Here is a 15335-nt window from a genome sequence, read left to right as displayed (position 1 = left end):
CATCCATTGTGGAATCATAGCACCCCTTTGATTCCACCTTTCACGCTCATTCCATCCATTGTGGAATCATAGCACCCCTTTGATTCCACTTTTCACTCTCATTCCATCCATTGTGGAATCATAGCACCCCTTTGATTCCACTATGCTTCCTCATTCCATCGATTGTGGAATCATAGAACCGTTTGATTCCACTTTTCAGCCTCATTCGATCAACTGTGGAATCATAGCACCCTTTTGATTCCACCTATCACACTCATTCCATCGATTGTGGAATCAATGCAAGGTGCCTCATCTCTCTATTAAAATTAAGATAGTCAAAGAAGTTCCCCATAATTAGCAGCTTTCCCATGCCCTTCTTTATTAAATTTCTGTGAAAGGATTCTCCAAATGGTTTTCTTTGAATCTATGATGCTGCACCAATCATGGATTTGGTTTGTTGTAACGCTGGAATTTGGAAAGAGGATCTTGAATTCTTCCACGCTGCGTAGGATAGCGCTTTGATGTCCTTCTATTCCCTTGCAGTTCTGGCATATCAGGCGCAAATTGGTCAGAGGGGTATAAAAAGAATAACAGACCGGACAAAGTATTCCTTTAGTAAGCTGTTCGTAGCTGTAGTTCGGTAAGCGGCTATATGGTGAATCATCTAGATGAAAAGATAACAATTTATGTGCGAGAGCAGAATGAATTTCTTTTAGTGTATTAGAGTTCTTATCCAATGTATCTGCAAAACGGTTTAATTGAGACGGAAAAATAATCGGAAGGTTAAGAGGAGTTTGATAGAGCTGAAATTCGGGGTTAATGAAAACAAGATATGCTGCAACTGAAAAGGTGAAATTATGTTCCTGCAGCAATCGCCGAAATAATAATTCGCTTCTTTTTAATTGATGAAGGGGATTTTTTATTTCTAATTTTGAAGATGAAAACCATTGATCTCTTTCAATAAAATAGTCACCTTCAAAGTTTTTAACTTCAAAAAGAAAAATCTTATTTGATGTGATATAAATTGAATCGTTTTGGTATAAAGAACGGTTTGTCTCAAATAACAAATCATTTAAAATGAGCCCATTATGAGCTTTGTTCATCATCCATTCGTCAAACTTCAGCTCTCCTTCATACCCCTTTTTTAGATAATCATAGTGATTTTTATCTTTTGCAGGCAAATTCATTCTCGCATTTAAATTCCTTAAGATTCGCAATTCTAATGATTCAGAGCGGGACTTCATGATCAACATGCATTTCTCCTTTCACTTTTTCCTAATAATAAAGCGTATTAAAAATAACTGCAAACCTTAAAAATTCAATTTAATGGTGCTCTAAACTTCTTGATTCCTTCGTACTTTGCTCCTAAACAGGCCATTTATCAGATTTGAGAATTCAATTAGGCAATTTGAATAAACAAAACTGGATTATTCATAGATTTACTTACTCATTAAGTGATTACTCCCAAATCAACTTCATTTATCTAAACATCCGTACTTTAATCAATACAAACAAAGGATAAACAAGTTCCTCTATCGAATCTATCAAGTGAAATCTAACTATTTGGAGGTACATAATGGTTCCGCAAAGAGTATCCTTATTAACAATTGGCTGTCTGAACCTGCCTGTTCTTCGGGAATTTTATGGCAGTCTTGGGTGGGAAGAAACCGATCATGGATTAGAAAATTATGCCGTTTTTAAAACGGCAGGTGTGTTGCTGTCATTGTTTCCTTTAGAAGATTTGGCAAAAGATGCGGGTGTTGAAATTCATAAATCCCCCAATCATTATATCGGTGTAACCTTTGCCATTAATGTGGATCAGCCAGAACAAGTTGACACTGCGATTGAACAAGTGAGACGCAGCGGCGGGAAAATTGTAAGAGAGCCAAGCGCCGCCTTTTGGGGAGGAAGAACAGCTTATTTCGCCGACCCTGAGAATCATTTATGGGAAATTGCGTGGAATCCAGATTCAGTTTTTGATGAGCGCGGTGCCATGCTTACTTTCTAATCAAAAATAAGCTTGGGTCAATGTGGCCCAAGCTCTTACCTTTTTACCTACTCCATATTACTGTGTTTTTGAAACGCCTGTTCATTGCTGATTTTTTTCTTTTCTGCATATTGGAGGCAAATGCCATCAAATAGGATATGAACACATTGATCAAATAACGATCCCAGTGGCTGGATTGTCGGCTGTTCGCCTTCTTTGCGGTATTTGGTTGCTGCCGGTACGTGTAAGATATGGGTGGCAAGTGCTGCGAGCTGTGCTTCGGCATCAGCGGTTACAGCGATAATCGCACACCCGAGCGACTTTGCTTTTTCAGCTGTCCAGACAACATTTTTTGTCGTGCCGGACCCTGAGACAGCTACTAAAATATCACTCTCTGATATACTCGGGGTAATCGTTTCTCCTACCACATAGACTTCTGCTCCCAAATGCATCAGGCGCATCGCAAAGGATTTAGCCATTAACCCCGAACGGCCTTCGCCAATAACAAAAATCCGCTGACCTTTTATAAGTTCGCTTACGATCGGCTCAACCTGCTGTAAGCTGCTTCTTTTCATGACTGTTTCTATTTCAGATAGTATCGTTTCAAGCTGGTTCATGTGATTTCGCCTTCTTTCTTTCTATCATTTCACGCAATGCTTCAGCAGCTTTATCAGGCTTAGAGGCTTTTGTAATCGCTGATCCGATTATAACTATATCAGGAAACGGTCCTGCCATATTTTGAATCATTTCTCCTGTTATCCCCCCTGCCATTGCCCACTGCAAAGAGGGATCAAAGACGGCTGCAGCTGTGTTTTTCAATCCTGATTTTTCCTGCACATCTTTGCTGACGTGATCACAAAAAATAGCCTCGGTATAAGGGAAAAGAGCCGCTTTTTGTTCTGCCGTTGTGTTTAATAAATCAATCATTGTTTTTTTCTCATGCTTTGCTGCAGCATCGAGGCACGTTTCAATTGTCTGAATCGGACTTACTCCCATGACGGTTGCGATGTCTGCGCCAGCTTCAAAGCATAAGCTGAATTCATACTGGGCATTATCGATCGTTTTCATATCCGCTAAAATCAGTTTATCCGGAAAAGCTTCCTTCAGCCTGGATATGCTGATTACCCCGAATTCTTTTATCAGAGAAGTTCCAACTTCAATGATGTCTATGTATGGCTCTGCCTGGCCGGCTATCTTAATGGCTTCATCAATCGATAAGCGGTCCAGCGCCAGTTGAATTTTCAATCTAACCCCTCCATAAACCGGTTTAGTAAATGTTTAAAAAAAGAGAATCGCTTACGATGACTCTCTTATAATGAGTTCACAAGGAAAAATATGCTCGTGCACCTCATTCTGCTCGTTGTTAATTTGTTTCAGCAGGATTTCAGCTGCTTTTTGTCCCATTTCATACCCGGGCTGGGCAATGGTGGTCACTTGTGTTTCAGCTAAATGAGCGAGCGGGATATTATCAAACACAATCAATGCGGCATCTTTTCCGATTTTCATTTGTTTGCCTTTGAAAAATTCAAGGATCTCGATAAAAACTAAATCATTGCCGGCAAAAAGGGCAGTTGGCGGCTCCTTTAGCGCAAAGAGCTTTTCCAATTCATGTATAATCTGCTCCCGTTCAGCATGAATCATATACTCTTTTAGAAGCGGGATACCCGCTTCACTCAGCGCCTGCTTATAACCCTTCAACCTGTCAATCCTCGGACTGATCATCAGCGGCTGCGTTGCAATGGCTATTTTAGTATGTCCCCGGGAAATCAGGTGCTTTATGGACTCCTCTGTTGCATCACGGTTCGCTGCCACGACATAATTGGCTTTTAATCCTTCAATTTTACGGTCCATAAACACGACCGGATAGCCTTCATCGATCAGCTTCTGATACAGCTCAAGGTTCTGTCCTGTCGGAAAAATAATCAGTCCGTCCACTTGTTTTGCATGAAGAACTTCAATATATTTGCGCTCTTTTTCAGGATTGTCATCGGCATTGCAGAGAATGGCATGAATGTCATGCTTATGACAATAATCCTCTATTGAACGGCTTACCTCTGTCGAGAGCCTGTGCATGATGTTCCCGACAATAATGCCGATCATCGATGTTCGTTTCTGCTTTAAGCTTCTTGCCAGATAGTTGGGCTGATATCCGAGAAATTTAATCGCTTCATCAATTTTTTTCTTCGTGTCTTCGCCCATATATTCATAGCGTTTATTTATAAATTGAGAGACTGTGCTTTTAGAAACGCCTGCTTCTTTAGCCACATCAGCCATTGTCACTCTTGCCATCTTATCACTCTTTCCAATCTGTTCGTCCCAATCATTTTATCGGATAAACAGATATTAATCCACTCTCCTCTTCCTCAGTTAAAATGCAGGACCGCTCAAACTCGAGCGGCCATTTGAATTTCTTCTCTTGCTTTTTTTACTTCGTTAATAAAATCTGCAGCTTTTTCTTTCATATTAAACAAGGCTTCTTCTGTTAATGGTTTTTTTGTATTCACTAGAGTACTCCCTGCTCCAACAGCAACAGCGCCTGCTTTAATATAGTCAGCTGTATTATGAAGATCAACGCCGCCAGTCGGCATCAGCGGGATGTGCGGCAGCGGGCCGGCAATATTTTTCAAATAGGAAGGTCCAAAAGCATCAGCCGGGAACACTTTAATCAAATCTGCTCCATATTCATAGGCTGTAAGAATTTCTGTCGGTGTAAATGCCCCTGGAACACTAATGACGCCATAGCGTTTAGCCATTGTAATCGTTTCTTTTCGCACCGTTGGTGAAAAAATGAATTTTGCCCCTGAAAGAATGGCCATCCGTGCCGTTTCCGGATCAAGGACGGTCCCTGCTCCAATTAGCACATCGTCTCCAAAGTATGACGATGCAGCCTCAATAACAGACGCTGGCCTAGGCGTTTCCATCGTGATTTCAAGAGCCGTAACCCCTCCGTCTTTTAATGCATTTCCGATTGAAATAATGGATTCAGGCGTTGCTCCTCTGATAACTGCTACAACTCCGCGGTTTTTAATTTCAGTTACTCCCATTCTTCTCCACTCCTCATTCTTTTTATGAAATATTGGTGTTAATATTCGGCTGTTTGATATTCTTTTCCTTTGCCTGTTTCGTCGCAACAATCGTTAAGATGGCTGACAGCAGCAGTGAACCTGCCATAAAAATGTATGATGCCGCAAAACCGCCCGTTGAACCGTTCAAATAACCAACGACATATGACCCGACAAATGAACCAAGTGCACCCATTGAATTAATTAAGGCCATTGCTCCTCCAGCGACATTTCGCGGCAGAATCTCTGGGATTATGGCGAAAAACGGTCCATATGGCGCGTACATTGCGCCTCCTGCAATAATAAGCAGGACGAAACTGATCCAGAAATGATTCGGTCCAATCAAGTACGATGCATAAAAGGCAATCGCTCCGATAAACAGGAACGGCCAGACAAATTCTTTCCGTTTTTGCAGCTTATCTGAGAAATGTGAAGCGGTAAGCATAAGGATGACAGCTAAAACATAAGGGACAGCGGATAACCATCCGGTTTGCACAATGCTCATATTCGGTGCTGCTTTTATAATAGAAGGAAGCCACATCACGAATCCGTAAAGTCCGACACTCCACAGAGCGTATTGTGCCGCGAGTAAAATAACGACTTTCGATTTAAACGCTTCACGGTAGTTCTTAACAGGCTTAATTCCTTCCTGCTCTTTTTCAAGCGCAAACTGAAGGTCCGCTTTTTCTTTTGCGCTGAGCCATTTTGCATCTTTAGGATGATCGAACACAAGCTTCCACCATAAAAATGCCCAAATAACTGCTGGAAGTCCTTCAATAATAAACATCCATCTCCAGCCGTACGCTTCTAATAAATAACCTGATACGATGGACATCCATAATACCGTTACCGGATTTCCAAGGATAAGAAATGTGTTGGCACGGGATCTTTCTGCTTTAGTGAACCAGTGGCTTAAAAAGACAAGCATAGCCGGCATGACGGCACTTTCTACAACACCAAGCATAAATCTGATGATAAATAAGAAGTTTACATTTGAGACCATTCCTGTTGCCGTCGCAAGAGATCCCCAAGCGATCAGCGACCAGAAAATCAGGACTTTGGCACTTTTCTTTTCGGCATAATGTGCTCCTGGAACCTGGAAAAAGAAATAACCTAAAAAGAACAGAGATCCAAGCAGCGAGGAAATAGCTGGTGTAATCTGCAAATCCTGCGCCATTCCGCCTGCAGCGCCGAACGCATAGTTCGCCCGGTCCAGGTAGGCAAGACTGTATGTGATAAAAACAACTGGTATTAACCGGAGCCATCTTTGTTTTGCTAATGGTTGCTTCATCGTAATTCCTCCTTAAATAGGTAAGTTCATATAATCGATTAATGTCTTGCGATCTGGATATCCATCGTTGTCACCAGGTGATTGGACGGCCAAAGAACCGATGGCATTTCCTCTTAAAACAGCTTCATGAAGCGGCAGATTCTCAAGCAGTCCGCTGATCAGTCCAACCGCAAACCCGTCACCTGCTCCGACTGTGTCAACCACTTTTTCTACTTCAAAAGGCTTAACTGTGCCTTCCTCTGCATGATTTTTATAAAATGCACCTTGTTCGCCAAGCTTAATGACAACAAGGCTGACTCCTTTTTCTAAATAAAAGGACGCTATATCTCCCGGGCTGCTGTATCCAGTAAGAATCTCCCCCTCCGATAGGCCGGGAAGGACATAATCCGCTTTAAAAGCAAACTCATTTACTACCTCAATCATTTCCTGCCGGCTATTCCACAACGTCGGTCTCAGGTTAGGATCAAAGCTGACTGTGCGCCCCAAGTCTTTCATATGTGTCAAGGTTTTTTGTGCAAACGAACGAGTATGACTTGAAATCGCAAGTGGAATCCCAGTCATGTGAAGGTGCCCTGCCCCGCTGAAATAGTCTTTTTGAAAATCTTCGGCACTCATAAAGCTTGCAGCAGATCCTTTGCGAAAATACTGAACCGCAGGATCTCCCTTCAATGCTTTTTCCTTGAGCTGAAAACCCGTCGGATAACGGTCATCTTTGAAAACATGATCTACATTCACATTATCTTCTGCAAGCCTTTTCATAATAAACGTTCCAAAAGCGTCTGCTCCCACCTTGCTTGCCCAGCCAGATTTCAGTCCGAGTCTTGCGAGACCAATCGCGACATTGGTTTCAGCTCCTGCAAGCTCCCTCGTAAAGTGCCTGACCTCATCTAACGGTCCAGGATTTTCTGCCATGAACAGTGCCATTGCTTCCCCAAACGTAACAACATCTAACTTTTGCATACAGCCTCACCTTTCCTACTTGTGTCATTGGAATGAACCATTTCTATAAATTCTTTCAAACGGCTGACAGGATGAATTTTAAATTCCAGTGCTTTTGGGAGATCATCCGGCAGCTCCTTTGCTATCTTTCTCCAATCTGCTGTATCACTGTTTGATAGTTCAGTGGTAATTAATCCATTGCAAGATGTTGCCACAGTCTTTAGATGCAAATATGCAACATAATCTTTCAGCATTCCAAATGCCTCAATCTGGTTTTCATTCGTATAGACCCAATTTCCTGTATCAAATGTCATTTTAACCGGAACTCTTTCAATAGAAGCGCTTTCAAAAAAAGAACGAAGAATTTCAGCATTTCCGCCATGCGCGGTTTGATCATTTTCAATCAGCAGTTCCATCGAATCAAATTGATTCAGGAATTGATTCAGTTTTGCTAAGTCTGATACGCCTTTTATGTAATGACCGAGCGATACCTTCAACCACCTCGCACCAAGCAAAAGGGCTTCTTCTTTAATTTCGAGAATTTCCTCTTCATTTAAAGTTCCGTTCATCTTCCAAAGTTCAACAGGTGCTGAATAGACGGTAAACAAGGAACCTGCCATCTCTTCTCTCATCTGCTTCAAGGGCCATTCTTGTTCAGAAAACAATTCTCTTCTGACTTCTGCGCCGTAAGCTCCAGATTCTTTTATCACCTTAATAAACGAAAGCTGCCCATTCTCTAAAACTTCTTTTCTATCAAAGGCATTAAGCGGAATGATTACGTGATTCAAAAAAATGCTCCTTTCTTTTACTAAATCGGTTTAGTAAATCGGTTTATATGAATTATAATCCGTATGAAAGCGTTTTACAACCTTTTTTTCAAAAAAAATAAACTGCCTAAGCTAAGCAGTCATCTTCCTATTTCCCCTCATACAAAAAGACAGCTTAAGGCTGCCTTTAGAACTATTTATTATGAAATTATTATTGTTTGCTTACTACATTACTGACTATTTCAGTTACAGCAGTTCTGCTCATTTTTTCCTTTCCCTCTGTTAGGGCATCAAGCGTCCCATGTGCAAGGGCTATTGGAATTTTGCAAAAATCAAGGATGGGGCCAGGTTTAATATTCTCCAAGTATACGTCAGCTAAAGCTAGATTACGCCTTGCGTACATAAACATATCATCTAATTCCCAGCCATCGGGAAAGAAATCTACTCCTCTCTCTAAATCCTCTGTACGATTACGAAGAATATTGACAGACTGTAACCCCCGGCCAAAGGCTATGGCAAGAGATTCATCTGTTTCAGTTGCATCATGCCACTTCCAAATATCTGAAAGCATGACTCCGACCAAACCAGCCACATAGTATGTGTATTGATTCAAATCATCTTCATTCTTAATCCTCCACTCTTTTAAAACCCAGTCAGCCATCCCTTTCGCCATTGTGGACGTTGCATCCAAAACGTTCTCTGCAATTGCCGGCGGACAAAGCTTGATCCAGTCCCCAAGACGTAAGGTAACATCAGGAAGAATGGATTTGTATGGATAAAAAATTTCCATTAACTCGTTATGATTAAAGGGTTTTTGCAAGAGCTTGCTGATTGACCGCAAGAGATTGCTTTTGGTTTCGGCTTGTAGTTCAGAATGATCTTCAATCTCATCAATAGCTCTCATGCATAAGTAGGCGGATGTAACAGTTTCTTTTAATCCTGGCGATAAAAGACTTATAGGAATAAAGAATGTCCGGCTTGTTTCCATTAAAACGTCTCTTGCGTCGCTATGTAAATTTATTGCTTCACTCATCTTCGTAATATCTCCTTTAGTGGCATTTTAAATGATTGCAAGCAGATTGGAAAAGCTGCCTACTTGCGACTTAAAGTCGGCAATAGCTGAAATAACAGTTTCTTTATATGAAGTCTAACATGTATTTATTGATTATTACAAAAAAACTCTCTTTTCGAATTAAATATCAGATTTATGCATGACTCTTAAATGCACTTATTCATATTTATGTTAACGGGAATTTCATTTGGTAAAGACAAACTACATGGGTTTGAATGGGAGACACCTTTTTTAATGCACTGAATCCCTTTCTTGTGATGGAAACGCCTGAATTAGCTGTTTTCATTTTATTTCTGTTTTGTTTTATGATGGATATCGTTCTCGACTTTTATAAAAAAAGAAAGAAGGTTACGAAGAATGCAAAAAAAGAACCTCTAATGATTGAGGTTATTTTTTATTTGCTTGACGTCCGCTTTTTTTGATTCATTTCCAAAATCAACATCATTTCTTTATCCCTGTATCTCGATTTGATTTCTGTATTGATCTTATTTTACTTAGCCTCAAAGCTTTGTAACGCAACTTAAATGAAGGAATCCTGAGCTCTAAAATCCTCTAAGCGATCACACCAGCTCGATCGCAGATTTTGCGCCCCGGCTGCCCAGCCACTGGACCAGTTCATGGGCGCCGCTGCGGCGGGCAGTATCGAGGGGTGTTAAATGATCATAGCCAATCCAATTGAGAGTAGCTCCCTTCTTTAAGAGATACTCTGCTGTCTTTAGCTGTCCGCCGTGACACGCCAGCCAGAAAGCTTCTGTGATTTCGTCGGGAGTAGGTGATTTGCTGCCTTCGCACTGTTTTTTGACACGATCCATAAGCCCGAGTGCAGCAGAGTGCCAGAGCTTTGTCCTTGCCCCGCGCTCCACAAGCCTCCGGGCTGCACGCCACTGGGCGAATGCCACCGCATCGTCCAGCGGAGTCCCGCCTGCTATGACAGCTCCCCGAGCCTCAATGTCTGCGCCGGCATCGAGAAGAGCGTCAAGCACTTCAATGTCATCACAACTCGCAGCCCAATGAAGCGGTGTCTCGGTGTGCGGGCCGGTGAATCGGGCGTTTACCTCAGCGCCGGCATTGACCAGCAGCCTGACTGTCGCCGCACCGCCAGGAAAGTGACCAGGCCAGTCGGCCACAACATGCAGAAGTGTCCTCGACATTCCTAAACTATTACTCTTTTCATTATAGTCTCTTCCAACAATTCTCGCCGTGACCAGACCTGGATGATCAGCAAGAAGCCGCTTAAGTGATAGAACATTGCCAGTATGGATTGCCTTGACAGCTTCGACGGCGAGCACATCATCTTCAAAAATAATATTCATACCCAGCTCTCCTCAAAATTTAGATTTTATAGAACAATCCTGCTTAAAACAGAATGATTGAACTGTCCTGGTTAAGAAAAATAAATGAATGCAAAACCTATAAATTTATAAAAAGAAAACCTAAGATTTTTTCTCCATTTAATGAAATCCCTTTTAAACTTGGAGAAATAAAAGGATATTTTTTATTTTACCATAAATGTCCAATCGCCGATTTCCTGCTGCAAATTTACGATTGCTATTTTTTAAAATTGGAGGCCATTATCAGATAAACTTTCCTTCCATAAAAAATCCCCATTCGAAGATTGCTTCGAATGGGGATTTTTAATCTTCGATTATCTCTCAACCGGTTTACCATCATACACTTTCGCTTGGAGCGGAGCTGCCAGGAATTGCGGAGCTTTGCCAACAAAAGAAGTAAAGTGTTCACTTGAGTTGTGTTCTGCTACTGCTTCAGCACTTTCCCAAACCTCTACCATTGTATAAGCTCCGTCCTGCTCTGTATCTTTCATTAAATCATATGAGATATTGCCGCTTTCAGCTCTTGAAGCTTCAACTAAAGAGCGGATTTCGTTTAAAAAATCAGTTTCTTTTTCGGGATTTACTTTTAAACCAGCATGAATAATAATCATTTTATTTTCCCCATTTCCATTTTATTTTTTTTTACTTACTTCCATTCAGCAATAGCCTCAATCGGCAGGCGCACTGATTTGTATCCCCCATCAGCAGCTTTTCCGATTGAAAGAAGCATAACCGGATAATAACGGTTCTTGTCCAAGTCAAAAGCTTCCGCAATTTGATCTTTTTCAAAACCGCCGATTGGATTCGTGTCATATCCATGTGCACGAGCGACGAGCATCAGCTGCATTGATACTAAACCTGCATCAATCAGATTCATTTCTTTTGTTTGTTCAAATGTCATCGCTTCAAAGAAGCCTTTTATTGCAGGCACTTGCTGATCTCTTACTTCCGCCGGCATGTGTCCTTCTTCCACAGCTTTATTATAAATTTCATCCAGGTACAAATCACTTTGCATATCTGCAAACACAGCGATGACAGCTGAAGAAGTCTCAACTTGTCGTTGATTGAATCTGGCAAGAGGAGCAAGCGTTTCTTTTCCTTCTTTCGAGTCAATTACAACAAAACGCCATGGCTGCAAGTTAACAGATGAGGGTGCAAGTGCAGCTTCCGTTAATATTTCCGTCATTTCCTCTTTGCTGATTTTTACACTTGGATCATAATTGCGAATAGAACGGCGACCCGTTACAATTTCCTTAAAGTCGTTTACTAATGTTTTATTCATGGTTCATTCTCCTCTTTAGTCTTTTCATGATGCGTTCGTTTTTTTTACTGAATCTTTTCCACATTTCCTTGAATACGGCTCAGCATATTTAACAGAGAGGAACGTTCTTCTTCTGAAAAATCTTTTAAAACATTTGAAATGAACCGCTGCTTTTCATCTTTATAAGCAATGATCTTCATTCGGCCTTCTTCTGTCAGCTTCACAAAAGTAATGCGGTTATCAGCAGGATTTTTCCTGCGCACAACCATTCCTTTTTCCTCAAGCTGCTTTAAATGCCTTGTTACTGCCGCATTATCAATGTTCACTTTCTTTTGCAGAGCAGTCTGGCTGATTTCATCTGCCTCATATAGCTCATGCAAAAGCTCAAGCCTTGATTGGCTGATTCCTGTGCACCGCTCAAACTTAGGCATTGTAAGCTTATTTATCTCATATAATCGATAGACTATTTGTTCATCCAGATTGCACGAGTTGGACAAACGCATCCTCCTCCTTTTTCTAATTGATTGACGGGTCAATCATTGACCTATCAACTAATATAATAGAGTTGTTTATTAAAGTCAACTAAATGGATTTGAATGAAACGTCATGACAGCTTTCTCCTGCATATATGGCTTATCTATTTTCAGCATTGGAAAAAGCGTTCCTTTTAATAAGGAACGCCCTCTATCATCCGTATTTAAACAATAAATTTCGTTAACCACGCTACATATTGAGCCCCGGGTATAAACAGCAGCTGAGCTAAAAACGTTCCAAATAGTCTTGAGGTAATCATCATGATGGAAATGCTTTTTAACTTAGTGTAACTTCCTTTATTATTAACCACATCATCCGCCAGTACTGAAATCTTAGGGTCTATCAGGATAACAAGCAAGATGGTGGCTATTCCATTTATTAATCCTGATGCCATGATCGCTGTAGATGATCGATCTGGCACTAATAGCGCTGCGTATAAAGCAGATAAAACGCCAATCGTATAGATAGAAGTAATGATCATATTAATAAAAAAGAGTTTAATCGGAATCTGTTTCATATTAATCGTCATAAAATAACCCTTTTTCGGCAGCTGAATATGTTTTACTCCTCTTTTTAAATACTCAAAAGAGAGACCTTTTTTTAATAAAAGAGGGATTGATCCTCTAGCCTCGGACAAATGGATAATAGCTCTTGAAAATAGCGCGATGAAAGTCGGCAATAATACAATTCCTAAAACGGTCCCAAGCGTAGAAGATGCAATAAGAATGCGATATTGATTTTCAACATATTGCAGCGTATTCTCCTTGGGTGCAAGGTCAACAAGACTTCCTGTAAATGGCTGCTGCATCATATTTGACATCCTTGAAACGATCACCATTAAATTAAACAGTGAAAGAGCTGAGGCTATCATTTTCACTCTGGCTCCAGAAAGCCGTACAGCGTATGCCAGCGTTTCAATACAGTGTATGATTAATATAAATAATGAGATAAATAAGACTCTGTCTGTAATAAAGTCCATTCGATCTACCTGCTTTTATGTAAGATAAGTTGAGACTTTAACATAATCTTCAACTCTTACAGCTCTTAACATCATATTGCTTTACAGAATCACCTAATATCTCCAGACAATTCAACTGACCTCCATATGCACATGAGCCATCGATAGCAATCTTCTTATTTCCAAAATAAATATCGTTTGAAGAATGCAAAAGTGAAGCAGGCGTATGCCCATGGACTATCGTATGTGCATGATGATGATCATTCTTCAGGAAGTGATCTCTTATCCACATAAAATCTGTGTTTTCAGTGCTTATCCAATCTCTAAGAAAAGGATTGATGCCTGCATGTACAAAAAGATAACCTTCTGTTTCATGGTAGTATGGAAGATGGTCAAGAAAATCTAAATGTGCTTGATTGTGGTTCTGAATGTGCTGTTTCGCTTTTTTTACTAACTGATCGTCATAGCCCTTTTCTTTAAACCACCCTGGGCCTGCATAGCTTGAAATGGTTGCATAACCCCCGTTTCTGAAAAAATGCAGATCGTTTCGATCGTTATCGAACTTGATCCAGTCAAGAAACATTTGATCATGATTTCCACGCAAAGCAATGGCCCCTTCACCAACTAGACTCATTACTTTGGACAGCGTTTCCATGCTGTCAGGTCCCCTATCCAAGTAATCACCAAGCAGGATTAACTGGTCGCGTGCGGGATTGTATTTAATCAATTCGATTAATTTCATTAATTCTTCGAAACATCCGTGAAGATCACTGATTGCCAAAATTCTTTTAATGCGAACCGACTCCTTGTAAAACTTTATTCATGATGTCTTTCCACTTTTGGCTGTCTAAATCCTTCTTTTTCTTCAACAAGCATGTCATCCATTTATTTTAAACTCAAAAAATCATGCTTAATGCTTCTGCTCAGACTGAAAAAATGCCATATATACCGGACTCAGTTCACTCCATACATCAAATGCATTTCCGTCTGGATCATGAAAAACAAAGTACACACTCCTGATCCTGAATCTTAATTATATTAACTTCAAGGTAGAATTGTTTCCTTGAAAGAAAAAGAAAGAAACACATATTTTTTGAGATAGACAAAAAATGCTAACCATCAAATTGATGATTAGCATTTTTGTGGATCTATATATAATTCAATTGCGATAATACTTTTAATATTTTTTAGCCCCTAAGTATCTCTCAGACCAATACGAGTTGTTCATTGAAGTAATCGTGACACCTTTAGAAGAAGAACTATGAATGAATTGATTATTCCCTAAATAGATGCCTGCGTGAGACGCTCCTGTCTTATATGTCTCAAAGAATACTAAATCTCCTGCTTTAGGTGTTGAAACTTTAACTCCCTGCTTGTAAATATCCGCTACTGTTCTAGGAAGCTTTTTACCTGTGCTTTCTTTTACAACATAATTTAAGTATCCGCTGCAGTCAAACCCTTTTGGAGACATTCCGCCCCATTTGTAGGGTACGTTTAGATATTTTTTTGCAGTAGTTCCGATATTGGACTTATTCTGTACAGCTGGCTTGCTTGATTGATTCCCTAGAGCTTTAAATGTATTTTTGCCTGCAATTCCATCTGCTTTTAATCCTTTAGCTTTTTGAAACTTTATAACTGCGTTCTTTGTGATAGGACCATAATATGTAGTTGTTGATTTATAAGTAAAGTATCCCTTGTTTTTCAATGATTGTTGCAATTGTTTTACATCAGAATGCGACATCCCGCTTTTTAACGTCTGATCTCCCAGTGCAGCACTGCCAACTATTGGACTGCTTAATAACGCGCCTGTTAAGACAAACGATGCAATTAATTTTTTCATTCTTTACCCCCGTATTACTAAATTACTATTTTCTTAATACTATCATTGTTATGTAACAACAATATTCGTTTTATATTACAGTTATTTTACAAAATAGTACAAAATATGTTCAGATTATACATTATTCGCTATTCTTGGAACCTAAATCAATCGTAAAAAGGACTCTCCAGATATCCGGAGAGTTCTTTTTAAATCTTGTCTTTCGTACATGCTGTTTTCAATTAAATTGTTGTTATTAATTATTAATATTGTCCGTTGCTTTCCACTCTAGGCATTTACTTTCCACGTGGAGGGTGTGAGCATCCTCGGCATGC

The 15335-nt window shown here is 40.2% G+C and carries 17 protein-coding genes; 1 reads left to right on the top strand and 16 read right to left on the bottom strand.

Annotated elements, in window-relative coordinates; translation table 11 throughout:
• Nucleotides 1-314: 314 nt before the first annotated feature.
• On the bottom strand, nucleotides 315-1232 hold the full coding sequence (locus ABEQ24_RS16030) for a nuclease-related domain-containing protein (protein ID WP_430007720.1): 918 nt from the start codon (nucleotides 1230-1232) through the stop codon (nucleotides 315-317).
• A 323-nt stretch (nucleotides 1233-1555) separates the two neighbouring features.
• On the opposite strand from ABEQ24_RS16030, the gene ABEQ24_RS16025 reads away from it, so the two are divergent.
• Nucleotides 1556-1987, top strand: coding sequence for a VOC family protein (locus ABEQ24_RS16025; protein ID WP_430007719.1), 432 nt, complete (start codon nucleotides 1556-1558; stop codon nucleotides 1985-1987).
• Between the two features lie 47 nt (nucleotides 1988-2034).
• Here the strand turns inward: ABEQ24_RS16025 and hxlB are convergent, their stop codons facing one another.
• The 15 genes from hxlB to ABEQ24_RS15950 form a co-directional block, all read right to left on the bottom strand.
• The gene (gene hxlB / locus ABEQ24_RS16020) at nucleotides 2035-2583 is read right to left on the bottom strand and encodes a 6-phospho-3-hexuloisomerase (RefSeq protein ID WP_430007718.1); all 549 of its coding nucleotides are present in this window, start codon (nucleotides 2581-2583) and stop codon (nucleotides 2035-2037) included.
• Nucleotides 2570-3211: a 3-hexulose-6-phosphate synthase gene (gene hxlA / locus ABEQ24_RS16015; protein WP_430007717.1), complete on the bottom strand. Its 642-nt coding sequence runs from the start codon at nucleotides 3209-3211 to the stop codon at nucleotides 2570-2572. Before hxlA ends, hxlB begins: the two co-directional genes overlap by 14 nt.
• Before the next feature lie 51 nt (nucleotides 3212-3262).
• Nucleotides 3263-4255: a LacI family DNA-binding transcriptional regulator gene (locus ABEQ24_RS16010; protein ID WP_430007716.1), complete on the bottom strand. Its 993-nt coding sequence runs from the start codon at nucleotides 4253-4255 to the stop codon at nucleotides 3263-3265.
• A gap of 95 nt (nucleotides 4256-4350) precedes the next feature.
• Entirely contained in the window at nucleotides 4351-5010 is a 660-nt protein-coding gene (locus ABEQ24_RS16005) for a bifunctional 4-hydroxy-2-oxoglutarate aldolase/2-dehydro-3-deoxy-phosphogluconate aldolase (RefSeq protein ID WP_430007715.1), read from the bottom strand.
• 22 nt (nucleotides 5011-5032) lie between these two features.
• Complete coding sequence (locus tag ABEQ24_RS16000; RefSeq protein ID WP_430007714.1) at nucleotides 5033-6319, bottom strand: MFS transporter; 1287 nt, start codon at nucleotides 6317-6319, stop codon at nucleotides 5033-5035.
• Nucleotides 6320-6331: 12 nt separating this feature from the next.
• On the bottom strand, nucleotides 6332-7279 hold the full coding sequence (locus ABEQ24_RS15995) for a sugar kinase (protein ID WP_430007713.1): 948 nt from the start codon (nucleotides 7277-7279) through the stop codon (nucleotides 6332-6334).
• Complete coding sequence (locus ABEQ24_RS15990) at nucleotides 7267-8046, bottom strand: sugar phosphate isomerase/epimerase family protein (protein WP_430007712.1); 780 nt, start codon at nucleotides 8044-8046, stop codon at nucleotides 7267-7269. The genes ABEQ24_RS15995 and ABEQ24_RS15990 overlap by 13 nt, the downstream gene beginning before the upstream one ends.
• Nucleotides 8047-8236: 190 nt before the next feature.
• Nucleotides 8237-9058 carry a squalene/phytoene synthase family protein gene (locus tag ABEQ24_RS15985; RefSeq protein WP_430007711.1) on the bottom strand — a complete coding sequence of 274 codons (822 nt, stop codon included), beginning with the start codon at nucleotides 9056-9058 and terminating at the stop codon, nucleotides 8237-8239.
• A 599-nt stretch (nucleotides 9059-9657) separates the two neighbouring features.
• The gene (locus tag ABEQ24_RS15980; RefSeq protein WP_430007710.1) at nucleotides 9658-10410 is read right to left on the bottom strand and encodes an ankyrin repeat domain-containing protein; all 753 of its coding nucleotides are present in this window, start codon (nucleotides 10408-10410) and stop codon (nucleotides 9658-9660) included.
• Nucleotides 10411-10742: 332 nt separating this feature from the next.
• Nucleotides 10743-11039 carry a putative quinol monooxygenase gene (locus tag ABEQ24_RS15975; protein WP_430007709.1) on the bottom strand — a complete coding sequence of 99 codons (297 nt, stop codon included), beginning with the start codon at nucleotides 11037-11039 and terminating at the stop codon, nucleotides 10743-10745.
• A gap of 35 nt (nucleotides 11040-11074) precedes the next feature.
• Nucleotides 11075-11710 (bottom strand): nitroreductase family protein, encoded by a 636-nt coding sequence (locus tag ABEQ24_RS15970; protein WP_430007708.1) that lies wholly within the window; start codon nucleotides 11708-11710, stop codon nucleotides 11075-11077.
• Nucleotides 11711-11754: 44 nt separating this feature from the next.
• The gene (locus tag ABEQ24_RS15965) at nucleotides 11755-12192 is read right to left on the bottom strand and encodes a MarR family winged helix-turn-helix transcriptional regulator (protein WP_430007707.1); all 438 of its coding nucleotides are present in this window, start codon (nucleotides 12190-12192) and stop codon (nucleotides 11755-11757) included.
• Nucleotides 12193-12386: 194 nt separating this feature from the next.
• Nucleotides 12387-13202, bottom strand: coding sequence for a lipid II flippase Amj family protein (locus tag ABEQ24_RS15960; protein WP_430007706.1), 816 nt, complete (start codon nucleotides 13200-13202; stop codon nucleotides 12387-12389).
• A gap of 49 nt (nucleotides 13203-13251) precedes the next feature.
• Nucleotides 13252-13962 (bottom strand): metallophosphoesterase family protein, encoded by a 711-nt coding sequence (locus ABEQ24_RS15955; protein ID WP_430007705.1) that lies wholly within the window; start codon nucleotides 13960-13962, stop codon nucleotides 13252-13254.
• A 396-nt stretch (nucleotides 13963-14358) separates the two neighbouring features.
• Nucleotides 14359-15021 carry a C40 family peptidase gene (locus ABEQ24_RS15950; protein WP_430007704.1) on the bottom strand — a complete coding sequence of 221 codons (663 nt, stop codon included), beginning with the start codon at nucleotides 15019-15021 and terminating at the stop codon, nucleotides 14359-14361.
• Nucleotides 15022-15335: the final 314 nt, after the last annotated feature.

The organism is Metabacillus idriensis, assembly GCF_050483325.1.
Taxonomy (GTDB): Bacteria; Bacillota; Bacilli; order Bacillales; family Bacillaceae; genus Bacillus_P; species Bacillus_P idriensis_A.
The sequence above is the reverse complement of the archived record's forward strand: the minus strand, read 5'-3'. Positions and strand labels throughout refer to the sequence as shown.

Bases quoted from the DNA above. Each gene is read 5' to 3' on its own strand.
- ABEQ24_RS16030 (WP_430007720.1), bottom strand. From the start codon at position 1,232: ATGTTGATCATGAAGTCCCGCTCTGAATCATTAGAATTGCGAATCTTA.
- ABEQ24_RS16025 (WP_430007719.1), top strand. From the start codon at position 1,556: ATGGTTCCGCAAAGAGTATCCTTATTAACAATTGGCTGTCTGAACCTG.
- hxlB (WP_430007718.1), bottom strand. From the start codon at position 2,583: ATGAACCAGCTTGAAACGATACTATCTGAAATAGAAACAGTCATGAAA.
- ABEQ24_RS16010 (WP_430007716.1), bottom strand. From the start codon at position 4,255: ATGGCAAGAGTGACAATGGCTGATGTGGCTAAAGAAGCAGGCGTTTCT.
- ABEQ24_RS16005 (WP_430007715.1), bottom strand. From the start codon at position 5,010: ATGGGAGTAACTGAAATTAAAAACCGCGGAGTTGTAGCAGTTATCAGA.
- ABEQ24_RS16000 (WP_430007714.1), bottom strand. From the start codon at position 6,319: ATGAAGCAACCATTAGCAAAACAAAGATGGCTCCGGTTAATACCAGTT.
- ABEQ24_RS15995 (WP_430007713.1), bottom strand. From the start codon at position 7,279: ATGCAAAAGTTAGATGTTGTTACGTTTGGGGAAGCAATGGCACTGTTC.
- ABEQ24_RS15985 (WP_430007711.1), bottom strand. From the start codon at position 9,058: ATGAGTGAAGCAATAAATTTACATAGCGACGCAAGAGACGTTTTAATG.
- ABEQ24_RS15980 (WP_430007710.1), bottom strand. From the start codon at position 10,410: ATGAATATTATTTTTGAAGATGATGTGCTCGCCGTCGAAGCTGTCAAG.
- ABEQ24_RS15975 (WP_430007709.1), bottom strand. From the start codon at position 11,039: ATGATTATTATTCATGCTGGTTTAAAAGTAAATCCCGAAAAAGAAACT.
- ABEQ24_RS15970 (WP_430007708.1), bottom strand. From the start codon at position 11,710: ATGAATAAAACATTAGTAAACGACTTTAAGGAAATTGTAACGGGTCGC.
- ABEQ24_RS15965 (WP_430007707.1), bottom strand. From the start codon at position 12,192: ATGCGTTTGTCCAACTCGTGCAATCTGGATGAACAAATAGTCTATCGA.
- ABEQ24_RS15960 (WP_430007706.1), bottom strand. From the start codon at position 13,202: ATGGACTTTATTACAGACAGAGTCTTATTTATCTCATTATTTATATTA.
- ABEQ24_RS15950 (WP_430007704.1), bottom strand. From the start codon at position 15,021: ATGAAAAAATTAATTGCATCGTTTGTCTTAACAGGCGCGTTATTAAGC.